The sequence below is a fragment of the Lysobacter fragariae genome (assembly GCF_054779775.1).
Window position 1 is genome coordinate 249,282 of record NZ_BAAGXP010000006.1, and the last position, 23,237, is coordinate 272,518.

Here is a 23,237-nt window from a genome sequence, read left to right on the forward strand (position 1 = left end):
AACTGGATGGTTTTGCCGCGGCGCAATAAGAAAGGCCCGGTTGAAACCGGGCCTGTCCAGGTACGCCTAGCATGTCGCGCGGTCAGGAATTGCCGGCAAACAGCTCCCGTCCGATCAGCATGCGGCGGATTTCATTGGTGCCCGCGCCGATGGCGTAGAGCTTGGCGTCGCGCAGGATGCGGCCGGTGGCGAACTCGTTGATGTAACCGTTGCCACCCAGCGCCTGGATGCCTTCCAGCGCCACCTGCACCGCCGCGTCGCTGGCGTGCAGCAGGCACGACGCCGCATCGATCCGGCTCTTGTAGCCGTTGTCGTAGTCGCGACCCACCTGGTAGGCGAACGCGCGCGACGACTGCAGCGACGTATACATGTCGGCGATCTTGCCCTGCATCAGCCCGAACGTGCCGATGGCGTGGTCGAACTGCTTGCGCTCGCGCACGTAGGGCAGGGCGATGTCGAGTGCGGCCTGCATCAGGCCCAGCGGACCGCCGGAGAGCACCAGGCGTTCGGTGTTCAGGCCGCTCATCAGCACCTTCACGCCGTTGTGGACTTCGCCCAGCACGTTTTCGACGGGGATCTCGCAGTCCTCGAACACCAGTTCGCAGGTGTTGGAGCCGCGCATGCCGAATTTGTCCAGCTTCTGCGCGGTGGAGAAACCCTTCATGCCCTTCTCGACGAGGAAGGCGGTCATGCACTTGCTGCCCGCGTCCTTGCCGGCGGTGCGCATGTAGACGATCAGCACGTCGGCCTCGGGGCCGTTGGTGATCCACATCTTGTTGCCGTTGGCGACCCACGCGTCGCCCTTGCGTTCGGCGCGGCACGACATCGAACCGACCACGTCCGAACCCGCCCCCGGCTCGCTCATCGCCAGCGCGCCCTTCCACTCGCCGGTGCACAGCTTGGGCAGGTACTTCTGGCGCTGCGCTTCGTTGCCGTTGACGTAGAGGTTGCTCACGCACAGGTTGGAGTGCGCGCCGTACGACAGCCCGACGGAACCCGACGCACGCGAGATTTCCTCCATCGCGACCAGATGCGCGAGGTAGCCCATGTCGCTGCCGCCGTACTCGCCCGGAACGGTCAGGCCCAGCAGGCCCATCTCGCCCAGCTTCGGCCACAGGTCCAGCGGGAACACGTTGTCGTGGTCGATCTGGGCGGCACGCGGCGCGATCTCGGCGTCAGCAAAGCGGCGGACCGCATCGCGCAGTGCATCGATTTCTTCACCGAGGGGGAACGGGCGCATGGCAGTCCTTCAGAAGGCGATTGTCGCCGCGACGCGGCGATCGGATGAGTTGAATTGTAATCGGCGCAGCGTACGGATTGGCCACGTCCGGCAAAGAAAACGCCCGGACATGCCGGGCGTTCTGGTACTTCCTACTAAGGTGTCTCCGAGCCCACAGCCCCCTTTAGTAAAGGGGGCGCCGCGACAGCGGCGGGGATTTGGAAGCACATAGCGGGGCCCAAAGTTTGCAAAGCGAACTTTGGGATTGATGTCAGGCGGAGCCTGACATCAATGCCCGCGGATGCGCCCCTGGAAGCGCGGCTTCGCGCGACCCAGCGGCAGCTTCAGCTTGCCGATCGCGGTGATGCGCTCTTCGGCCAGGCGGTCGGCGGCGCGGTAGGTCGGGATGGCGTCGCGCTCGGAGATCTCATAGATGCGCGCCAGGTTGTGATAGATCGTGCGCATCATGCGCATGGCGCGCTCGCGGTTGTAGCCGTCGAGTTCCAGCGCCACGTTCATCACGCCGCCCGCGTTCACCGCGTAGTCCGGTGCGTACAGGATGCCGCGCTTGACCACTTCGTCGCCGATGGCGTTGTTGGCCAGCTGGTTGTTGGCCGCGCCGCAGATGATCTTGGCCTTCAGGCGGGGCAGGGTCTGCTCGTTGACGGTGCCACCCAGCGCGCACGGCGAGTAGACATCGGCCGGCACGTCGTAGATCTCGTCCAGGCCGACGGCTTCGGCGCCGTACTCGGACACGGCCTTGTCGACCAGGCCCTTGTTGATGTCGGTGACGAAGATCTTGGCGCCGCGTTCCTTCAGCAGCTTCACGTATTCCATGCCGACGTGGCCCAGGCCCTGCACGGCGTAGGAATACTTGCCGACTTCTTCATCGCCGAAGCGCTTGTTCAGCGTCGCCATCAGGCCCTGCATGGTGCCGTAAGCGGTGAACGGCGACGGGTCGCCCGAACCACCGTGCACCTGGTGCACGCCGGTCACGTATTCGGTTTCGCGATAGACGTATTCCATGTCGTTGACGTCGATGCCGACGTCCTCGGCCGTGATGTAACGGCCGCCCAGCGACTCGACGAACTGGCCGAACGCGCGGAACAGCGCCTCGGACTTGTCCACCGCCGGATCGCCGATGATCACCGCCTTGCCACCGCCGATGTCCAGACCCGCGACCGCATTCTTGTAGGTCATGCCGCGCGACAGGCGCAGCACGTCGTTCAGCGCGTCCTGCTCGGTCTTGTACGGCCACATGCGCGTGCCACCGAGGGCCGGGCCGAGGACCGTGTTGTGGATGGCGATGATGGCCTTCAGGCCCGCATCCTTGTTGTGGCAGAACACGACCTGCTCGTGGCCGAAGGTGTCGAGGGTTTCAAAAATCATCGGATGCTCCGATTGGCCGCCGCGATGCGCTTGGCACACGACGCCAACAAGGTGACGTAAGTCGTTGAGTGGCTTGAGAACTGCGGTATGGATGACGGCTCAGGCCGGCACCGCAGGCGCAGTAGTCTAATCCAATCGACCGGTCCGGGCCCGTGCCGGCATGACCGCGAAATGCGCTCCCCGCCGATACGCAGCCGTACGTGAATGGCCGGGAGTTATCGATCGCAGGCGTAGGGCGGGTCTTGACCCGCCATCAACCGTGTCGCGTCATCGCCCGGAGCAGGCTTCGCCCGTCACTGCCGTGTCGCGTCATCGCCTGAAGCAAGCCTTCGCCCGCTACTTACGATTAATCCTCGGTGAGAAGTCGGTGCCCCGAGCGGCGGGTCGAGACCCGCCCTACAGCTGCGATTCGATCGGCAGCCAGCCCACCACGCGCGCCGTCGCGCGCTGCATGCCGGTGGTGTCGGGCGCCTGCGTGAACACCGCGGGAGGACGGGCGGCGCGATCCAGCCAATGCACGTCGCCGTCCCGGTTGCGATAGACCCAGTAGCTCAACGCCGGCCCCGACAGGCGCAGGTATTCGGCGCGCAACGACGCAGCGATGGCGGGATCCTCGAACAACACGCCCATCTCGGTGTTGAGGTCGGCCGAACGCGGGTCGAGGTTGAACGAACCGACGAACCCGCGCGCGTCGTCCACCACGAACGCCTTGGTGTGCAGGCTCGCGCCGCTGCTGCCGAACACGCCCGCCGTCTCAGGCCGTCCCTGCGCGCGGATTTCATGCAACTGCACGCCGGCGTCCAGCAACCGGTCGCGGTAGTGGGCATAGCCGCTGTACACCGCCGGCACGTCGTTGGCCGCCAGCGAGTTGGTGACCACGCCCACCTGCACGCCGCGTTTCCGCAGTTCCGCCAGGCCCTGCGTGCCGTAGTCGCCGGGGACGAAGTAGGGCGACATCAACAGCGCCTTGCGATCGGCGCCGCGCAACATGTCCGACAGGCGCTCGATCATCCAGCCGCTGCGGTCGTCGTCCTTCCATTTCAACGGCGGATCGGCCACCACGCGGATGCTGCTGCTCCAGTGCGGCCGCAGTTGTCCGGCGAAGTACGCGCGAACCTGCGGCGACGCCTCCACGCGCTGCAGGTAGCGCTGGGCTTGCGCCGACTCCGCTTCCCGGTCCACCGATTCAATCAGGCTGCGCAGCTTGCGTGGGTCCTTTTGACTCAAGGCCACGATCGGCACCGCCGCCGCGCTGTTCCAGTACGCGTCGAACACCCCGCTGGCCTGCGCCACCGCCGGCCCGAACAACACCAGGTCCAGGTCGCGGAAATTGGTGTCCTCGCCGGCGTTGAAATACTCGACGCCGATGTTGCGTCCGCCCACCACCGCCATGCGCCCATCGGCGATCCACGCCTTGTTGTGCATGCGGTGGTTGACGCTGAAGATCCGCTGCACCAGTTCCAGCACCCGCATCGCACCGCCGCGGTTGCGGAACGGGTTGTACAGGCGGATCTCGATGTTGGGATGCGCGTCCAGCGCCAGCAGGCCCGGATCCATCCCTTCGGCGTTCATGTCATCCAGCAGCATCCGCACGCGCACGCCGCGCTCGGCGGCGAGCCAGGCTTCGCGGCCGAGCAGGCGGCCGGTGATGTCGTCGTGCCAGATGTAGTACTGCAGGTCCAGGCTGCGCCCGGCGCGTCGCGCGGAAATCGCCCGCGCCGCGAATGCATCCAGTCCGTCGGGCACCAGAATGGCGCCGGTCCTGCCCGGTTGCTGGGCGAGCATCGGCACCAGTTCGCGATCGAGTTGCGTCTGCGCGGACTGCAGGGGCAGGGAATGGCTGGGCTTGCCGGTAGCGGGCGGCGTCAGGCGGTCGGCCAGCAGCCAGCCGCTGAGCATCAGCAGTACGAGCGAGATCAGTCCCCAACGCAGAAGCCGCCTGATACGCCGCATGCCACCCCCGATGTCCTGGCCCGAGTATCCACAATCCGTCCTGGCCGCAACGCATTCGCCAACGCATGGGCCAGCTGGCAAGACTCGTCCAAACGGACGGTAAGGGCCGACCAGACCGACTTGTTACAATTCCCGCTCGCCTGTTTCCGTATTGAGCGCGTCATGAGCACCCCTGCCAGCAACCTCCCCGAAGTCGCCACCGAATCGTCCCCGCTGCGCTTCGTCACCGCCGCCAGCCTGTTCGACGGCCATGACGCCGCGATCAACATCATGCGCAGGCTGATCCAGGGGCAGGGCGCCGAAGTCATCCACCTCGGCCACAACCGCTCGGTGGAAGACGTCGTCCGCGCCGCGTTGCAGGAAGACGCCGACGCCATCGCGCTCTCGTCCTACCAGGGCGGCCATGTCGAGTACTTCAAGTACATGGTCGACATGCTGAAAGAACGCAACGCTTCGCACATCCGTGTCTTCGGCGGCGGTGGCGGCACCATCACCCCGGAAGAAATCCGCGAGCTGCAGAGCTACGGCGTCGAGCGCATCTACCACCCCAACGACGGCATGCACATGGGCCTGGTGTCCATGATCGAAGATGTCGTGCGCCGCGCCGAAGCCGCGCGCCTGCCGGTCGACAAGCCGCACAAGGTCGCCTTCGACAACGAGATCGAGATCGGTCGCATGCTCTCGGCGATCGAAGAGTCCGCGCTGGACGAAGCCGAACTCGCCCACCTGCGCAAGGAATGGCAGCTGGCCGGCGGCAAGACCCCGGTCGTGGGCATCACCGGCACCGGCGGCGCCGGCAAGTCCTCGGTGACCGACGAACTGCTCAACCGTTTCCTCAGCAACTTCCCCGAGATGCGCATCGCGGTGATCTCGGTCGACCCGACCCGCCGCCGCACCGGTGGCGCGCTGCTCGGCGACCGCATCCGCATGAACTCGCTGCGCAGCAATCGCGTCTTCATGCGCTCGATGGCCACCCGCCGCCAGCACATGGCGACCAACGTGGTGCTGAAGGACTGCATCGGCTTCCTCAAGTCGCTGGGCTACGACCTGGTGATCGTCGAGACCGCCGGTATCGGCCAGTCCGACTCGGAGATCGTCGACCTCGTCGACTTCCCGATGTATGTGATGACTTCCGACTTCGGCGCGCCCAGCCAGCTCGAGAAGATCGACATGCTCGATTTCGCCGAGCTCGTCGTGCTCAACAAGTTCGACAAGCGCGGCGCCGAAGACGCCCTGCGCGACGTGCGCAAGCAGTGGAAGCGCAACCGCGTCGCCTTCGCGACCAAGGACGAGGACGTCCCCGTCTATCCGACCATTGCTTCGCAGTTCAACGACCCCGGCATCAGCTGGATGTTCGCCAACCTGTGCCGCCTGCTGCGCGACAAGCTGTCGCTGCCGGCCGAGAAGTGGACGCCGGACATCGACACCAGCCTGAAGGAACCGCGCGCCACCGTGCTGATCCCCGGCGCCCGCGTGCGTTACCTCGCCGAGATCGCCGAACAGGGTCGCGGTATCAACGCGAAGATCGAAACGCAGGCTGAAGTCGCCGACCGCGCGCAGAGCTACTGGCAGTCGCTGCACGACCTGGGCGACGACAAGCTGCCCAAGGCGCTGGATCTCTACGACACCAACGATGTCGTCCCGAGCGCAGCGAGGGACCTGCTTTCCTCCGGCGCCCAGGCGAAAGCAGATCCTTCGGCTTCGCCTCAGGATGACAAGGTGATTGTCGACCGCACCCTCATCACCCTCCGCCAACGCTACAACGACGCCATCCAGTCACTGACCTCCGAAGCCCTCAAGCTCCTGCGCGAGTGGCCGGCCCGCCTCAAGTCCATCACCGACGAATTCACCGAATACCAGGTCCGCGACAAGACCATCCGCGTCGAGAACTACCGCGAGTCGCTGTCGCACCAGAAGATCCCGAAGATCGCCGCGCCCACCTACAAGAGCTGGGGCGAGCTGCTGGTGTTCCTGCAGAAAGAAAACCTGCCCGGCTACTACCCGTACACCGGCGGCGTTTACCCGTACCGCCGCACCGGCGAAGACCCGATCCGCATGTTCGCGGGCGAGGGCACGCCCGAGCGCACCAACCGCCGCTTCCATTACCTCAGCGTCGGCCAGCCGGCCGCGCGCCTGTCCACCGCCTTCGACAGCGTCACGTTGTACGGCGAAGACCCGGCCGTGCGCCCGGACATCTACGGCAAGATCGGCAACTCCGGCGTCAACATCGCCACGCTGGACGACATGAAGAAGCTGTACTCCGGCTTCGACCTGTGCGCGCCCAGCACCTCGGTGTCGATGACCATCAACGGCCCGGCGCCGATCATCCTGGCGATGTTCATGAACACCGCGATCGACCAGCAGGTCGAGAAGTACCTGCGCGCCGACCAGGCGCGCTGGGACGAAGCGCACGCCAGGATCGAAAAGATGTTCGATGGCAGGAAGCGCCCCGAATACAGCGGCATGCTGCCCGAAACCAACGACGGCCTCGGCCTCGGCCTGCTCGGCGTCACCGGCGACCAGGTCGTCGACGCCGGGACCTACGAGAAGATCAAGGCGCACACCCTCGCCACCGTGCGCGGCACCGTGCAGGCCGACATCCTCAAGGAAGACCAGGCCCAGAACACCTGCATCTTCAGCACCGAATTTGCCCTGCGCATGATGGGCGACATCCAGCAGTACTTCGTCGACCGCAACGTCCGCAACTTCTACTCGGTGTCGATCTCGGGCTACCACATCGCCGAAGCCGGCGCGAACCCGATCAGCCAGCTCGCCTTCACCCTGAGCAACGGCTTCACCATCGTCGAGTACTACCTCGCGCGCGGCATGAAGATCGACGACTTCGCGCCCAATCTGTCGTTCTTCTTCAGTAACGGCATGGACCCGGAATACACCGTCATCGGCCGCGTCGCCCGCCGCATCTGGGCCCGCGCCATGCGCGAGCGCTACGGCGCTTCCGCGCGCAGCCAGATGATGAAGTACCACATCCAGACCAGCGGCCGCTCCCTGCACGCGCAGGAGATCCAGTTCAACGACATCCGCACCACGCTGCAGGCCCTGTACGCGCTGTTCGACAACTGCAACAGCCTGCACACCAATGCCTACGATGAAGCCATCACCACGCCGACGGAAGAGTCCGTGCGCCGCGCCGTGGCGATCCAGATGATCATCAACAAGGAACTGGGCCTCAACTTCAACGAGAACCCCTGGCAGGGCAGCTTCATCGTCGACAAGCTCACTGACATCGTCGAGGAAGCCGTCTACAAGGAGTTCGAAGCCATCAGCGAGCGCGGCGGCGTGCTCGGCGCCATGGACACCATGTACCAGCGCGGCAAGATCCAGGAAGAGAGCCTGTACTACGAGCACAAGAAGCACGACGGCTCGCTGCCCCTGATCGGCGTCAACACCTTCCTGCCCAAGGACCACGGTGGCGACATCGTCACCGAGATCGAGCTGATCCGTTCGACCGAAGGCGAGAAGGGGCAGCAGATCGAGAACGTCGCGGGGTATCAGGGCAACCGCAATGGGTATGCGGGTGACGGGCTGAAGGGGCTACAGGCTACGGCGCGGGAAAGGCGGAATGTGTTTGCTAGTTTGATGGAAGCGGTGAAGACGCATAGCCTCGGGCAGATTAGTCATGCGCTGTATGACGTCGGCGGCGAGTATCGAAGGAATATGTAGCTGCAGACTGCAACGAAATGCCCGCCTCAAGGCGGGCTTTTTGTAGGTGGTTTCTTGGCTACCGAACCAGAATGGGCAGCATATGTGCAGCAACTCCAATTCACCCATCAAGAGAGGTGTTCTCGAACGAGGTTGGGTCGTTGCGCAGGTGGATACCACTTGTCCGGTTGAGCATCGAACTGCGATTCTTGGCCTTGCTAACACCCTCGGAATAGTTACAGCAACTCGCAGCCATAGTGCTGTTGATGAATTGCGCCCAAAGACGCAGACGGAAGCCCGCTCAGGATCGATGAGTGCAGTGTTTGGGCTGGGCGCGCAACCTTGGCACATGGATATGGCCCACTGCCCATCGCCGGCTAGATTCATACTTCTGTCCTGTGTCAATCCTGGGGACCAGGAATGTGTGACGGAGCTTCTCGATTGGCGGCAGGCATTGGGGCCGGAACATCTGTCGGTGGCAGACCAAGAGCCAGTTTTGGTGCGCGCTGGTCGAGGCTCGTTCTACACGACGATGCTCGACAAACATCATCGGTTTATCAGGCAGGACCCGGCGTGCATATTTGGGTTGACGGATCGCGGCCGCATGCTGCAGGCCAAAATCAATGAAACAACGCGCACGCCGGTCTTCCGAATGCGCTGGAAGCCCGGGCGCACGTTGATATTCGATAACTGGCGTCTTCTGCATCGCCGTGCTGACGCCTCTCAAAGTGGGTCCCGGTCACTGCTTCGCGTCACGATCATGGAAACGACCAATGACAGCTAAACATCACGCAACGAAAGCCCCTCAGGTTCCGGCTGCATTGCTATCTGAGTCGTTGATGCAAAAGTCGAAGGCATATGCAAAGCGCGCGCTCGCGGGCAAGCAGGGCGGAAATGATGATGACTACCAGCTCTACGCAGCGCTTGCGTTAGAGCTATTGGCAAAGAGTTCATTGTCAGCGATTCACCCGAGCTTGGTGGTGAAGACCGACAATCTGAACAGCTTGTTGGAGGCGAACGGGATTTCGACTGGGACCGCGGTTCGCACGATCGATGCTAGCGAAGCCTATGCACGCCTGAGGCACACGGTTTCGTCCTACACGACGCCGGATATGGAGGCCTGCCGCAAGCTGGCAGATCGGCGCAATGCCGAATTGCACTCGGGGGAGGCCGCATTCGCAGCCTTCCCACCGAGGCTCTGGGAAGGAGAGTTTTGGCACGCGGCCGAACTTGTCTTGAAGTCGATGACGCTGACCTTGGACGATTGGCTGGGCGCCGACGCCAAGACGCCGAAGGAACTATTGGCGGCCCTGCGCAAGGCAAAGAACGCTGCTGTGCAGCAGAGAATAGAGCGCGCCAAGGTCGCATTCGAGGAGTTCAAGCCGGATGAAAAGAAGAAGAGGTCTGCGAAGCAGATAAAGCAGATTCTGGAAGATTCAAAGAAGCTCAATCCTTACGGGTATCAAGACATCTTCGTGTATTCCGTAATCGAGAAGTGGCTTGATATATGCCCTGCTTGCGGCGCGCATGGAGTCGTGGGAGGAGAAGAGGCATACGAGGAGCCCGCCGAAGATCAGTCGGATGCTGAGCCTGGCTATGAGATTGTGGAAATCGGCTACTACCCCCTAGAGTTCCATTGTCCTACTTGCGGGCTGGCATTGGAGGGAAATGAAGAAGTCACGATGGCCGGAATCGGTGACGACGCGCACTATGTACTGGAACACCGTGAAATCCAGTATGAGCCCGACTATGGCAACGACTAGGGGAAAAAAGGGGGAAAGCAAAAAACAGGGGGCAGAGTTTTTTAGAATTCGTACTCTGACCCCTATTCTTTCCTATTCTTTGCAAGGGACCGCCAAACGAATGGCCACACTTGCTCCGCCATCCCATGCAAGCGGCGTAAGGTCCGGCGCGTGAGCTACGATACCGGCACGGCGCGTTGCACCGCGCGGTAACCTATTTGACTCAGGGGAAGACACCGATGGCGGAACTCGTTTCGCAGCCTACATCCATCCAGTCCGTGTACGGATGGTTCAAGGATCAGAAGCTGTTCGTCAACCGCCGCTATCAGCGCAAGCTGGTGTGGACACTCGAAGAAAAGCAGCGGCTCATTGAGTCACTCCTCAAAAAGTACCCCATTCCCGCGATACTCGTGGCAGAACGAGAAGGCGCCCCGGGTACATACGAGATCATCGACGGGCTCCAGCGACTCCATGCAATCGTGTCCTTCATCGAATCGTCTTTTCCTACGATTGATGGCAAGTATTTTGACGTCACCCACTTTTCTACCGCGAAGGCCAGGGCAGACGAGGGTATCTTCGTGCCCGCTACCGGAGAGCCAAAACTAACGCAGGCGGAGGTAAGCACCATCCTCGACTACACTCTTGCGCTTTCGGTGATGCGAAACGCTTCCGAGGCGGAGATCAACGATGTGTTCGGTCGAATCAATACGTACGGTCATCGCCTGAGCGACCAGAGTGTCCGGGGGCGGCGACATCCGGCGCATTACGCCTTCGGCTAATGCGCCCTACGAGGTCTTCAGTCCCGTAGGGCGCAATGAAATTGCGCCGCATGAGTGTCCGGGGGCGGCGACATCCGGCGCATTACGCCTTCGGCTAATGCGCCCTACGAGGTCTTCAGGCTCGGCGGCGACTGGCCCGCCGCTTGTCCGCGTACATCGCGCGGTCGGCCTTGGCCAGCAGCGTGTCGAGGTCGTGTCCGTCGGCGGGGTAGCAGGCGATGCCGACGCTGGCGTCCAGTTGCAGGGGGCCATCGGGCAACGTGTATGCGGGCTGCATGCGGGCGCGCAAGGTGGCGGCGATGGCGCTGGCGGCCTCGGCATCGCTGCAGTCCGGCAGCAGCACCACGAATTCGTCACCGCCCATGCGCGCCACCAGGTCGCCGTGCCGCAGGCTTTGCTGCAGGCGTTGCGCCACCTCGCGCAACACCTGGTCGCCGGCGCCGTGGCCGCAGCGGTCGTTGGCGGCCTTGAATCCGTCGAGGTCGAGATAGAGCAAGGCCAGGCCGCCGCCGGCTTGCGCGGCGCGTTCCATGTGTTCCTGCAGCCGACGTTGCAGCAGATACCGGTTGGGCAGGCCCGTCAGGGCGTCGTGGCCGGCGCGATGTTCCAGTTCGCGCTCGGCGTGGCGCAGTTCGGAGATTTCGCGCGCGATGCCGATGCGCACGCCGTGTTCGGGCAGCCAGCGGGCCGACCACATGATGTCCACGGCGTGGCCGTTCTTGTGCAGGTAGCGGTTGCGGAAATGGCGCTGGAACTCGCCATCCATCACGTGAGCGGCCTGCTCCATGGTCGCCGCGCGATCGTCGGGGTGAACCAGGTCGAACGCCTTGCGGCCGATCACTTCGTCCGGCGCGTAGCCGAAGATGCGCTCGAAACTCGCGTTCACGTACAGGAAGTGCCCGTCGACGTCGACCAGGCACACCGCATCGGGCAGCAGGTCCAACACGTCGCTGAGGGGAGGCAGTTTCGGGGTCATCGATTTGCGGGGGCTGCGCCGCTGGACGACGGACGCATCAGGTCCCTGGAGGGAAGCATAGAGGATCGCGCTAAAAACAGGGGTCAGAGTAGGTTTTCGGCTCGCTCAATGTCCCAGGCTGCATCATCAGCACCCGCCACCCGGCGGGTCTTGTGCTTTTCAACCCCTGATCCCTTTGGCACACTCGATCCCGCTCCGATCGCTCCGTAGCGATCACCCAAACGCCACACGGACTGCGGCGGAGCAAGGACGCAACCGGCATCGCCGGTGCACACATGGAAATCAACAGGAGGTTGTTGTGTCTGCAAATCGCATTTCGTTCACCATTTCTCCCGAGCAGCGGCAGGCGGCCGCGGCGGGTATTGCGCAGCTCGCTTCGGCGTTGCCGGGTCTGGTGGCCATCGAGCCGTCGGAGATCCGCGAGCTCCATCATTTCGTCGGCAAGAACGAGACCTTCGGGCGCGGCATGTACCGCGTGCTCGAGGCGCATCCGCTGATCGTGCCGCCCAGCCTCGACGTGGCCGCGGCGCGCGCGGACATCGAGGCGATCGACGCATTGCGTCCCCTGCTCGACGCGGTGCAGCGACTGCACACGCAACTGGAGCACACGCTGGCGCTGCTCGGCCACGATGCCATGGACTTCGCCTACGAGGGCTACCAGCAGCTCAAGCTGTCCGGTGCCGCACACGGTCTGGAGGAGGTGCGTCGCGAGCTGGGCCAGCAGTTCGCCAACCGCGGTCGTCGTCGCCAGGAGGCGCCGCAGCCAGCCTGATGCACGTGCGCAACGCGATGGAAAACGAAAGCCGCCTTCTGGCGGCTTTTTCTTTGCGCACGCGTCGGTCGGCGTAGGGCGCAATCCCCCAAGGGGCCTTCCTTCGGGGCGTAAGCGAAGCGCATTGCGCCGCATGAGTATCCGAAGCCGGTTGCATCCGGCGCATTACGCCTTCGGCTAATGCGCCCTACGGGAACTGAGGATCGAGAAGGGGTCCGCCGGGGGGCGCGAATGGTTCGCGGAAGGTCGGGAAGGGTTAGCGGAAGGGCGAGAAGGGTCCGGCAAGGAGCGAGAAGGGTCCAGCGAGGAGCGAGAAGGGTCCGGCAAGGAGCGAGAAGGGTCCGGCAGGGAGCGAGAAGGGTCCGGCGAGGAGCGAGAAGGGTCCGGCAAGGATCGAGAAGGGTCCAGCGAGGAGCGAGAAGGGTCCGGCGAGGAGCGAGAAGGGTCCGGCGAGGAGCGAGAAGGGTCCGGCGAGGAGCGAGAAGGGTCCAGCGAGGATCGAGAAGGGGCCGGCAAGGATCGAGAAGGGTCCGGCGAAGATCGAGAAACCCGCGTAAGGCGGGAGTGAGCCCGCCCTACGCCTTCCGGCCGCGATGACGCGTAGCGAAGACACCATTCACGGCGCCCTGGGCTATCTTTCCCCGTTCGGAACAAATCAGGTCGATCCAACCAATGAAGGGCACAGTTGTCGGTCTAATCACGCCGCATGTTCTGAGAGTCGCTGACCTCGCCAAGCGGGCCGAGACAGGCGCCAATGTTGACTGGCATGTGCGAGATGCCGTTGCAAAGACGATCGACGACCTCGGGCTCCAATACAACGCGCGGGACTTGCTCTCGGCCTACATCCACTGGCTGGAGACTGCGGCGTCTGAGGCAGGGCAGGCCCGCCAGGTCTATGCCCGCGTGTTGCAGGCAGCGGCAGCGGCGGCCGCACGGCACCTCCAGGAACGCAATTGACGGAAAACGGGGTCAACGGGGTCAGAGTACTTTTTTCGAATTCGTACTCTGACCCCTGTTCTTCCCTCAATACAACGCGCGGGACTTGCTCTCGGCCTACATCCACTGGCTGGAGACTGCGGCGTCTGAGGCAGGGCAGGCCCGCCAGGTCTATGCCCGCGTGTTGCAGGCAGCGGCGGCGGCTGCCGCACGGCACCTCCAGGGACGGGGCTGATGGAAAACAGGGGTCGATGGAAAAGGAAGAAAGGTTCCAGGTTCATTTTCAGAGGCGATGAAATTGAACCTGGAACCTTTCGTGCGGATATGCGGAACGCTCGTCTTTCCGTGGCTGCTTAGCCTTTCTTTCGTGCTGCCCCATCGCTGTCGTCTTAGCGCCTGAGACAGGGCGATGCTTTAGTCAAAAGTCACGGAGACGTCGCGACGGGGAGGCAACATTGCACGGCACGTGTAGTCGTCGGGAATGCTCCCCATCTGAGCGCCACATACGATCAGCCATGACCTTGCCCCACATCGATCCAAAGCTCGTTTTCGCCTGGCAAACAGCGCATTCCATCGCCCGGAGCTCCCCGCCCCCTGTTCACGATCGCGGCGGCTTCCGGGTAGATACCCACTCGGACAAGGAAGTGAAACGCTGGGTGTTCCCGCAGCTATGTGATGGGTTGCGCGCCATCGCACATGGCATTACGGCTCCGCGACATTACTTGAAGCTGTGCGGCTCTGACGAGGAGCTGAGAAGTGCACTGCCAGCGCGCTGGGAGGTCCAGCCAGCGAACTATTTCATGATCGCGGCAGAGGCAGCCCTCGATACAAAGCCTCTGCCGAATGGATACACGATGGAGCTTCATCAGGCCGGGCCTGTCACCCGAGCTTGCATCATCGCGCCGGATGGCGATCTGGCCGCAGCCGGATGCGCGGCAGAAACTGCAGATGTCTTCATTTACGATCGAATCGAAACTGCGCAGGATCACAGGCGGAAAGGATTGGGTGCCGCGGTGATGAGTGCTCTTGGAATGGCGAGGAAATCCCTTGCGAGTCCGCAGCTCCTGGTTGCGACAGGAGACGGTCGCAACCTCTATGCGAACCTGGGTTGGACAGTGCTTGCACCCTTCGCTGCTGCAACAATTCCGGAAGGTTGCAACTAAAGACGTAGGGAATTAAATCCGCTCCCTCGCTGCGCCGAGCTAAAGGGGAGGGAGGGATTAAGCGTCGGAGCCTTGCTTGATTCCCTCCGTCTCCATTTCGAACCTGACCCCTTATTTCTCTTATTTCTCGCCTTAGCAAAAAGTAGGCCGGAGTAATTCTTGCTTCAAGCAAGGACTCACTCTGGCCCACATGTTGCGCCACTGGTAATTGGCCTTTTCCGCGGCCGGTCGTCGTTGTCTCCAAATGTCCACGGTTGGAGAGCGCCAGGATGAAAGGATGGGTCTTAGCTTCGGTCTGCCTGTTAGCTCAGGGCTGTGCTGTGGTCCCAAAACATCGGGGGGTTGAGGAAGGCATGGTCTGGTGCAACACGCGCTACCTCGACGCTATTCCAGAGCACCAGCCGCCTTTTAGCGCTACCAAGTCGACGATGTTTCCCATCGCGAAGCGGGGGTATCCGTACGCCTTGGCCAGTACCCTGGTTTTACAGGACGGCGGTGGACTGGATCACGCGTTCTCCGGCGACCAAGTGCTTACCAGGGTGGATTGGCTTACGGACGCCAACAACGGACATGGTGGCTTCTATGCGGCCACCTTCACTCGCAAGTTGGGCAACGAAATGCCGGATGAAGTTATCGTTGCGTTTCGTGGCACGAACGACACCAGGGACTGGCTTCTTCACAATCTGTCTCCTTTTCCGGAGCAGTACCGACAAGCCAGGCGCTATGTGGAGCGGGTGGCTAGTGCATTGCCTGTTCGAACTCGACTCGTTGTTACCGGTCACTCACTTGGCGGCGGGTTGGCAGCACATGTTGCCCAACATCGCGACACACGCGATTTGGTACAGGAGGCGTGGGTCTTTAATCCTAGTCCACGAGATGGCGTCTGGACGCATGAAACACCGAACATCTGGTTTGCATCGTCCAAGGGCGAGATTTTGAATGCATTTCGTTGGGATTATGTGGGCGCCCCGAAGAACCAACGAACGACCGAATTCAAATTGATCGATGCCAGCTCTGTCTACCGCCATTTCAGGTATGTCATCACCCGGGAAATTCTCCACTACGCCGATCTGACTGAACACGTGGAAGGCGGGCGAAAAAGCACCACAACAATTCCCCTTCAGATCCTGGAGCGTTCCGACGGCTCAAGGTGCTCGCCTGAGTACGCAGCGAAGATTGTCGAGTTGCGCAAGGCCTACGACATCAAATTTCCAAACAGCCCCGAGGACAATGGTCAAAGATCAAGTGGGCCGGAGTAATTTTTTGCTTCAAGCAGGAATTCACGGTCGATTCTTGGTGAATCCGCCCCCTTTGTTTAGCGGGAATGCCTGGCGCTGCGGGTCCGGTCCCATCCACCCGCATACAGCCATAACAACCCCGCGCCTATGCTCCCCGCCATGCATGGGCGTCGCCGCTTCCTGCGACTGTTGGGCGGCATCGCGGCCGGGGTCGCGACGTTCGCGACGCGCGCAAACGCCTGGGCAAGTGCATCGCAATCGCGGCCCTCGCGCATGTCCACGTCCGTTTCCCTGTTCCTGTGCGGCGACGTCATGCTCGGGCGTGCGATCGACCAGATCCTGCCGCATCCGTCGAAGTCGCGGCTGTACGAGTCGTACCTGCACGATGCGCGCGACTACCTGACGCTCGCGCAGCGGGCGAGCGGAGACATCCCGCATCCCGCGTCGTTCCCGTATGTGTGGGGTGACGCGCTGGCAGAGTTGCAGCGACGGCGACCCGCGGTCCGCATCATCAACCTCGAAACCAGTGTCACCCGCAGCGACACGCCCTGGGAAAAGGGCATCAACTACCGCATGCATCCCGACAACGTCGGCTGCCTGGCGGCTGCAGGCATCGACTGCTGCACGCTGGCCAACAATCACGTGCTCGACTGGCAGCGCCCGGGCCTCGCCGAAACCCTGGCCACCTTGCACCGCGCGAAGATAGCGACCGCGGGCGCCGGCACCGACCTCGACGCGGCGCAGGCGCCGGCGATCCTGCCGCTGCAGGTGGGCGAGGGCGCCGGCGCGCGCCTGCTGGTATTCGCCGCCGCCACCGACGACAGCGGCGTGCCCGCGGACTGGGCGGCCACCGCGGAGCGTTCAGGCGTGCATCGCCTGCCAGACCTGTCGATGGCAACGGTGGCGCGTATCGCCGCGCTCGTGCGCCGCTATCGGCGCCCCGGCGATCGCGTCGTGTTCTCGCTGCACTGGGGCGGCAACTGGGGCTACGCGGTATCGCGCGAGCAACGCGCGTTTGCGCATGCCCTGATCGACGACGCCGGCGTGGACATCGTTCACGGCCACTCCTCCCATCATCCCAAGGGCATCGAGGTGTACCGCGACCGGCCGATCCTCTACGGCTGCGGCGACTTCCTCAACGACTACGAAGGCATCGCAGGCCACGAGGCCTATCGCGGCGAACTCGGCCTGATGGTTTTCCCCACGTTGGACATCGCCAGCGGCCACCTGCGCGAACTCGCGCTGGTGCCTACGCGCATCCGCAAGTTCCGGGTCAACCGCGCGGGGAAAGAGGACCGCGCCTGGATGCTCGCCATGCTGCAGCGCGAGTGCCGGGCCTATGGCAGTGAGGTCCAGGAGGGGGCATGGGGCGCGTTCGTGGTGCAGTGGAAGCGATAGCCGCGTGGCCGAGATAGTTCGGCCTTACACGATCCAGAGCGGAGTTCTCTGCATGGCGACGATGGGCCCTTGGTCAGTCAGTCGCCGCACCCACAACGGTAGAATCCGAGCCTGAGTCGAGATCATGTCCGGCCGTAAGGAAAATATTCGATGTCGTGGAAAACCTGGTGCCTGCTGCTAGGCGTGCTGGTTGGTTTGGGATTCTGGGTGCGCACTCCGGCTGCGCCGGAACGCGTTGACCATTCGGTGACGTCGCGAGCGGAGGCTTCGTGGGCGGTTGATGACCGTGTGGGTCGCCTCGACGAAGGTCGTGCGCGTCAAGCCGATGAGGCTCGCCGCATCCCCAGCGCGCGTCGCGTCGCTCGTGGGCGCCGCCCCCTGCCGAGATCTGCAGTCGCTGACTCGTCAGCCTTCCGGTTCGAGCGGTTCATTGTGTCGCCTGTCGAGGTTGATTGGGCTCCCGGACAGGTCGAAGTAGGCGACGTGACAGGGGATGGCCGCCTCGACATCGTGGTGGCGATGAACTCCTCGGGATTCCAGACCAGCGCCTGATGGATTCAGGTGCGCGTGCACGCCCAAAATGCGGATGGCACGCTCGCCTCACCAATAGTGTTGGATGTCAATCGCGCCATCAACCTGGGCAGCGGCCTGGAGCTTGTCGATCTCGACCGGAACGGCGTGGCCGAGATTGTCGTAGGTGATGAAACGGGGCTGGCGGTCATAGCCAGACGCGATGGGCGATTCGTCCAGACCGCGTATGCCGGTGGCTGGGCGCGCTACCTGGTAGCCGTGGACGCCGACGGAGACGCCTATCCCGACGTGTACGCGCAGAGCTTCGAGTACGGCGCTGATGTGTACCATGGCAACGGAATGGGTGGCTTTCGCGCCCTGACGCATGTGGCCACGCCCTACGGTTCCAACCTACCTGGCGCCGTCGATTTCACCGGCGACGGCCTGCCTGATCTTTTCGCCCAATCCTACTCGGGTATCTGGATTCGTCCTGGCACGCCCAACGCCGGCTTCCAGCCGTCCTTTCTGTTGGACGTCGAGCCCTTTCTGTCCGGTGCGATCAACGGTGCGACCGTTGCCGATATCAATCAGGACGGCCGCGCGGATCTAGTCGTGTCCGACCAAGGTAGGGGCGTCACGCCCAAGGGCGTCCGTGTCCTATACCGCGGAGCGGGCAACAGCTTCACCCAACAGACGTTGTTCGAGATGTCTGGCTACTATGAATACCCGGGCGCGAACGCAGTAGCAGACCTGGACCGCAACGGTTATCCCGACATTGTCGTGATGTACAACAGCGATGACTACCTGGGCTATCTGTTGCAGGGCCCTTCGGGATTTGCGCCGATCGTCAAGCTGAGGACTGACGACAACCCCTGGACAAATAACTTCTACATGGAAGATGCGATCGCGATCGCGGACGTCAACTCGGACAAATGTCCAGACGTGGTGATTGCGGAAGTCAGCTCGTCACTGCGCATCTTCTATGGACGCAACTGCCGTATCCCGCCGATGCGGACGGGTGGTCCGGGCCCGGTGGGAAGGATCTAACCCGCAAACCTCACCTCGCCCTCGCGAACGTAGTGATCACCCGAAAGCAAAAAGGTTCCAGGTTCATTTTCACGGGCGATGAAATTGAACCTGATCCTCCTGTTTTGCACCGCGATAGAGCGCGCTCACTGGACGGCGATGGTTCCCCGCATCAATGCAGAGTGCCCCGGCGAGCTGCAGAAGAACTCGTACGGGCCGCCGTCCTTGATCTTGCTGACGGGGACGCTGACCGACGTGGTCTGGCCTCCGCCGACCACTGGACTGTGCGCGACCACGCGCGTGTCGCCGGCCTTGATGTAGTTCGCAGCCAGGCCGGCCGTGACGCCGTCGGCGGCGATGCCCTGCATGTCGTCGGTCCTGGCGATGACGACGTTGTGGCCCATGACGGTTATCGCCAGCTTGCCGGCGTGTTTCAGGGTGATCTTGAGGTTGCGGCACGAGGCCGGGACGGTGATGGAGCCGACGTTGAACTGCATGGCATCGGTGCCTTCGATCTGCGTTGCGCAGTGGGACACCACGGCGGGCGGCTTGGCGCTGGCGGTCGGTGCGGGCGTGGCCGCCGGGGGCGGCGTGGTCGCCGTGGCGTCGGGGGTGGCGGGCACCGTTTCCACCGGAGCGGGGGCGGGGGGCGGAGCGGGTGCGGTTTCGGGGGGCGTCGCCGCGGGGGCGGTGGCAGTGTCAGGCTCGGCGTTCGGCGTGCGGTCTCCGCACGCCGACAGCGCGAGGGCGCACGACGCGACAATCAGGGCGATCTTGACGTTCATCATGGGGCTCCTGTGCGGGACGGGAGCCATCATTCGCCTCGGGGGACGTGCGAAGCGTGAAAACGGAAGCGGGGCTGTTTTCACGGGCGATGAAATTGAACCTGGAACCCTTGAGTCCTTTTGAGCCCAGTACGGCGTTATCGCTGGTCCAGCTCGTGGTGGATCAACACCACGCATTGCGAAGCAAACAGCATCTTCGATCCCAGTGCGATTTTCTTCGCACCCAGGCGTTCGAGGCTGTGGAAGGTCTTTTTCGGCATCGGGATATGGTCGGTCAGCAGGAAGCAGGGATTGCCCTGGAACGCCTGCTCGCGAATCGATGTGCCTTTCCGGTCCATCACGAACAGCTGGTGGTCTTCGGCCAGCTCCTGCACGAGCCGTTCGAAGCTCACCGTGCGCACCGTCACCCCCGATTCCACCGGTCGCGTCTCTTCCTTGCCCATTCCCCTGGAAGCATCCAGCGCGTTCGCGATCTTGCCCAGCAGCGCGCGCTCGTCGAAACCGCCGATGTCATGCATTGCATCGGGTTCGAATCGGATCGTGCGGGAGTAATCCTGGGTGCTTTCCAGCACCAGGTAGACCGTGACATCCGCGCGGTGGGACTGGGCCACGAAGATCGCGTTCATCAGCGTATGCGCCAGGATTTCGGTGTGGGCCTCCTTGCCGACGGACGCCAGCAGTTTCTGGCTGTCCGTGGGTGCCGCCCGCGCTCTCAGTACAAAGGTTCGCATGTGTGTCCTGGCTCAATAGTCGTCGCGTCGTGACGCGCGGCACATGGCGCGCCGCTCGCCGATTGTCGCAGCGAAAAAGGGGGCAGGTTGTCTGTTTGCCCATCCGCGGTAATGAACCTGCCCCTTGGTTCCCGGTTTCTTACCCCAGGACCCACTTGCCCGAGGGATCCCAGCGGATGTCGATGCGCTTGGCATCGTTGAGCGCTTCCTCGCCCGAGGGGTCGCACAGGTTCAGGCACGAGCGCACTTTCAGCAGCACGCCGCATTCGTATTCGCCCGGCTTGCTTCCTGGCAGCCGCTTGCACGATTCCTTCTGCACGTCGGCCAGTTGCATGTGGACGACGGCCGTATTGCCGGTGGCCGTCGACTGGATCGCTACGCCGCCCGCGGCTTCCAGCTTTTCGTACATCTCGTAGGTCAGGCGGCGCACCACGTCCGCCGGCGGTTCGTCATCGGGTACCGGTACGCCGGTGCTGGCCGGCACGGCCGCTGCTTCGGGTTCGATCGCGAACGGTGTCACCGGATCGTCGGTGGCGGTGGTCAGGATCGGGGCGTTACGCGACAGGGCGTCCATCCACTGGAATTCGAAACCTTCGGGCACCGTGGCGACGAGGATGCCGCCCTTTGTGGTGCCGGCAAGCGGCAGTCCGTAGCGCTGCAGGACGGCGATGGCGGCCGCGCGCTGGTCTTCCTTCGGCGTGACGAGCACGCGCCCGCGCGCGGGCTGGAACTCGGGCTTGGCGGCCCGGGGGTAGTCGACGCCTTCGACCTCCAGGGAGGTGCCGCTGTAGTGGACGAAGTCGTTGTCGCGCGGGTCACGGCTGCAACCGGTCGAAAACGCAATGGCAAGCAGGAGCGCGGCGAGACACGGGCGCGAAACGCGTGGATGCATGATCAGGTTCCCCGGGAAAACAGCGGCCAGCGTACATTTTTCACCCGCACTGGGTAACCGGACACGGAGATCAAACTGATCCGTTCGACCGAAGGCGAGAAGGGGCCGCATCGAGAATGTCGCGGGGTATCAGCGCAACCGCAATGAGCATGCGGGCGATGGGCACAAGGGGCGACGGGCCACCGCGCGGGAGCGGCGCAATGTGTTTGCGAGGTTGATGGTTTCGGGCAGATCAGCCATGCGCGATATGCTGTTGGCCGGCGAGCACCGCCGGAACATGCAAATTTCTCTGACGAGAGGCAGGACGTAGGGATGGAGATGGGAAAGTTCTCGATGGGGCTCGTGCTGGCGCTGGCGACCGTGTTGACCACCGGCATGAGCATCGATCCGAAGCGGGTGCCAGCGCCGGATGCGGCGAAACGCCAGACCACTCCGACGATTCCCGCGACGGAGACGGCGACGGCAACCGGGGAGCAATCGATATTTACGCCCAAGGATTTCGCGCAATACCTGACGAGTGTCCTGAAGGCAGAAACCCTGAAGGACCCCAAGGAACGCTGCCTTGCCTACCCTGAGCTACCCGGCAACGAATGGCCGAAGGAGATGGTCGATCGCCTGTGCGCACTGGTGGCGCCGGAGGGATCGCTTGAGGAACTGGACACCGTCCTGAAGCAACCTGGCGGCGGCGCCGAACTGGACCGCCGCTATGCCGCGTTGCTGGAAGCGCACTACGCGAACCCGATGCAGAAGGACCGCATTTTCCGGGCGTATGACATCTTCGATACTTCCCCGCTCGCCGCCGCCGTCGCCGAGGAATGGGTCCGGCAGTCCCCCGATAGCGCCTACGCGCGGACCGCACGGGCCTGGCAGCTGATCGATAGTGGCTGGGAGGCGCGGGGCGGCCAGTTCATGCGCGAGACACCGCAGGACAAAGTCAGACGCATGGACGAGTTTTTCGGTCGGTCGATTCCGGACCTGGACTTCGCGCTGAAGCACAATCCCAAGCTGCTGCCGGCATGCGAGCGCCTGATTTCCGTCGGTGCCAGCAGCAGTGCCCTGGCGCAGCGCGTTGGCACCGAGCTATGCCTCAAAGCTGACCCGGCGTCGTACCGGGTCATGGGTTCGTTGGTGTGGGCGACGCAACCCAAATGGGGTGGATCGCAGGAGGAGATGCGCGCGCTGGTCGCAATGGCTCGTGCCCATGAAGGCGACAATCCGGCCCTGGCTGCCTTGCGCAATGCCCAGGCGGGGTATGACGCGGCGAACGACAGGGCGGAAGGGCATTTCGCAAGGTCCGCCCCCGTACTGGAGCGCGCCGTGCTGATTTCCCCCGGCTACCTGCAGACAACATCACGCGCATTGATCAACCTCAAGCGTTCGTCGGATGCCTTCGTCTATGCGTCACAGGCGACCCGATTCGACCCGCGGGACGGCGATGCGTATTACGACCGGGCGACCGCCTTGCGCAGGATGGGGGCATACGAGCTTGCGATCGAGGACGCCAAGCGATCCAGGTCGTTGAAGAAGGAACATGGCTGGGCGTCCCTCGAGTTGGCGCGCAGCCTGGATGTGCTGCAGCGCTACAAGGAAGCGCGTGAGTACGCGATCGAGGCAATGGACGATGCCGAAACGCGTGGCGACGGGAACGAAATCCTGTGCAGGAGCTACTGGTTCACCCATGAACTGGACAAGATGGCCGAGTGCACGGAAAAGCTCGTGGTCGATTTTCCCGGCAATGATGAAGCCTGGCGCCTGCGCGCCGTGGCGTACAAGGACTCTGGCAATCCGAAGATGTACGACGCCGTGGATGATTTCCTCGGCCATGCAGACCCGAAACGACAGGCCAGCGAAATCACCTGGTTCAAGGATTGGCAGGCCAAACACCCGCGCCCGCGTCAGGCGGCCAAGCCTCAGCGATAAAGTGGTAAAGGGGTCAGGCTCATTTATCCGTGGTGGTAAATGAACCTGCCCCCTCATGTCCAACATGTAAGCCGCCGCCGTCATGGTGGCCCCGAAAAAAAGACGCCCGCATTTGCGGGCGTTTTTCCGGGGTACAGGGCCGGCTTTT

The 23,237-nt window shown here is 63.1% G+C and carries 19 protein-coding genes; 12 read left to right on the forward strand and 7 right to left on the reverse strand.

The annotated features are described in order from the left end of the window. Window positions 1-82: 82 nt before the first annotated feature. From ACYVD7_RS07180 to ACYVD7_RS07190, 3 genes are all read right to left on the reverse strand, one after another. A complete protein-coding gene (locus tag ACYVD7_RS07180) occupies window positions 83-1,240 on the reverse strand; it encodes an isovaleryl-CoA dehydrogenase (protein WP_460760939.1) in 1,158 nt (385 codons plus the stop codon). A 267-nt stretch (window positions 1,241-1,507) separates the two neighbouring features. After that, window positions 1,508-2,608, reverse strand: a complete 1,101-nt coding sequence (locus ACYVD7_RS07185; RefSeq protein WP_460760942.1) for a Glu/Leu/Phe/Val dehydrogenase dimerization domain-containing protein — start codon at window positions 2,606-2,608, stop codon at window positions 1,508-1,510. 396 nt (window positions 2,609-3,004) lie between these two features. Beyond that, on the reverse strand, window positions 3,005-4,561 hold the full coding sequence (locus tag ACYVD7_RS07190) for a phospholipase D family protein (RefSeq protein WP_460760944.1): 1,557 nt from the start codon (window positions 4,559-4,561) through the stop codon (window positions 3,005-3,007). A gap of 162 nt (window positions 4,562-4,723) precedes the next feature. On the opposite strand from ACYVD7_RS07190, the gene ACYVD7_RS07195 reads away from it, so the two are divergent. From ACYVD7_RS07195 to ACYVD7_RS07210, 4 genes are all read left to right on the forward strand, one after another. Further along, the gene (locus ACYVD7_RS07195; RefSeq protein WP_460760947.1) at window positions 4,724-8,242 is read left to right on the forward strand and encodes a methylmalonyl-CoA mutase family protein; all 3,519 of its coding nucleotides are present in this window, start codon (window positions 4,724-4,726) and stop codon (window positions 8,240-8,242) included. Window positions 8,243-8,645: 403 nt separating this feature from the next. After that, the gene (locus ACYVD7_RS07200) at window positions 8,646-9,005 is read left to right on the forward strand and encodes a TauD/TfdA family dioxygenase (protein ID WP_460760950.1); all 360 of its coding nucleotides are present in this window, start codon (window positions 8,646-8,648) and stop codon (window positions 9,003-9,005) included. Further along, complete coding sequence (locus ACYVD7_RS07205; RefSeq protein WP_460760953.1) at window positions 8,995-9,984, forward strand: hypothetical protein; 990 nt, start codon at window positions 8,995-8,997, stop codon at window positions 9,982-9,984. The genes ACYVD7_RS07200 and ACYVD7_RS07205 overlap by 11 nt, the downstream gene beginning before the upstream one ends. A 218-nt stretch (window positions 9,985-10,202) precedes the next feature. Then, entirely contained in the window at window positions 10,203-10,742 is a 540-nt protein-coding gene (locus ACYVD7_RS07210; protein ID WP_460760956.1) for a GmrSD restriction endonuclease domain-containing protein, read from the forward strand. 115 nt (window positions 10,743-10,857) lie between these two features. Here ACYVD7_RS07210 and ACYVD7_RS07215 read toward each other — a convergent pair whose 3' ends face one another. After that, complete coding sequence (locus ACYVD7_RS07215) at window positions 10,858-11,718, reverse strand: diguanylate cyclase domain-containing protein (protein ID WP_460760958.1); 861 nt, start codon at window positions 11,716-11,718, stop codon at window positions 10,858-10,860. Window positions 11,719-12,016: 298 nt separating this feature from the next. On the opposite strand from ACYVD7_RS07215, the gene ACYVD7_RS07220 reads away from it, so the two are divergent. The 7 genes from ACYVD7_RS07220 (at window position 12,017) to ACYVD7_RS07250 (ending at window position 18,782) form a co-directional block, all read left to right on the forward strand. Beyond that, entirely contained in the window at window positions 12,017-12,490 is a 474-nt protein-coding gene (locus ACYVD7_RS07220; protein ID WP_460760961.1) for a hypothetical protein, read from the forward strand. Between the two features lie 672 nt (window positions 12,491-13,162). After that, a complete protein-coding gene (locus ACYVD7_RS07225) occupies window positions 13,163-13,447 on the forward strand; it encodes a hypothetical protein (protein WP_460760965.1) in 285 nt (94 codons plus the stop codon). A 494-nt stretch (window positions 13,448-13,941) separates the two neighbouring features. Beyond that, on the forward strand, window positions 13,942-14,589 hold the full coding sequence (locus ACYVD7_RS07230; RefSeq protein ID WP_460760969.1) for a GNAT family N-acetyltransferase: 648 nt from the start codon (window positions 13,942-13,944) through the stop codon (window positions 14,587-14,589). 353 nt (window positions 14,590-14,942) lie between these two features. Next, complete coding sequence (locus ACYVD7_RS07235) at window positions 14,943-15,848, forward strand: Mbeg1-like protein (protein WP_460760972.1); 906 nt, start codon at window positions 14,943-14,945, stop codon at window positions 15,846-15,848. Between the two features lie 252 nt (window positions 15,849-16,100). Next, a complete protein-coding gene (locus ACYVD7_RS07240; protein WP_460760974.1) occupies window positions 16,101-17,225 on the forward strand; it encodes a CapA family protein in 1,125 nt (374 codons plus the stop codon). A gap of 150 nt (window positions 17,226-17,375) precedes the next feature. Continuing rightward, window positions 17,376-17,777: a hypothetical protein gene (locus ACYVD7_RS07245; RefSeq protein WP_460760977.1), complete on the forward strand. Its 402-nt coding sequence runs from the start codon at window positions 17,376-17,378 to the stop codon at window positions 17,775-17,777. A 15-nt stretch (window positions 17,778-17,792) separates the two neighbouring features. Beyond that, entirely contained in the window at window positions 17,793-18,782 is a 990-nt protein-coding gene (locus ACYVD7_RS07250) for an FG-GAP repeat domain-containing protein (RefSeq protein ID WP_460760979.1), read from the forward strand. A 125-nt stretch (window positions 18,783-18,907) separates the two neighbouring features. Here the strand turns inward: ACYVD7_RS07250 and azu are convergent, their stop codons facing one another. The 3 genes from azu to ACYVD7_RS07265 all read right to left on the reverse strand — a co-directional run bounded on the left by azu (window position 18,908) and on the right by ACYVD7_RS07265 (window position 21,169). Next, window positions 18,908-19,546 carry an azurin gene (azu, locus tag ACYVD7_RS07255; protein ID WP_460760982.1) on the reverse strand — a complete coding sequence of 213 codons (639 nt, stop codon included), beginning with the start codon at window positions 19,544-19,546 and terminating at the stop codon, window positions 18,908-18,910. Window positions 19,547-19,683: 137 nt separating this feature from the next. Then, on the reverse strand, window positions 19,684-20,277 hold the full coding sequence (gene trmY, locus ACYVD7_RS07260; protein ID WP_460760985.1) for a tRNA (pseudouridine(54)-N(1))-methyltransferase TrmY: 594 nt from the start codon (window positions 20,275-20,277) through the stop codon (window positions 19,684-19,686). Window positions 20,278-20,416: 139 nt separating this feature from the next. After that, on the reverse strand, window positions 20,417-21,169 hold the full coding sequence (locus ACYVD7_RS07265; protein WP_460760987.1) for a hypothetical protein: 753 nt from the start codon (window positions 21,167-21,169) through the stop codon (window positions 20,417-20,419). 312 nt (window positions 21,170-21,481) lie between these two features. On the opposite strand from ACYVD7_RS07265, the gene ACYVD7_RS07270 reads away from it, so the two are divergent. Next, complete coding sequence (locus tag ACYVD7_RS07270) at window positions 21,482-23,089, forward strand: hypothetical protein (protein WP_460760990.1); 1,608 nt, start codon at window positions 21,482-21,484, stop codon at window positions 23,087-23,089. Window positions 23,090-23,237 lie beyond the last annotated feature (148 nt).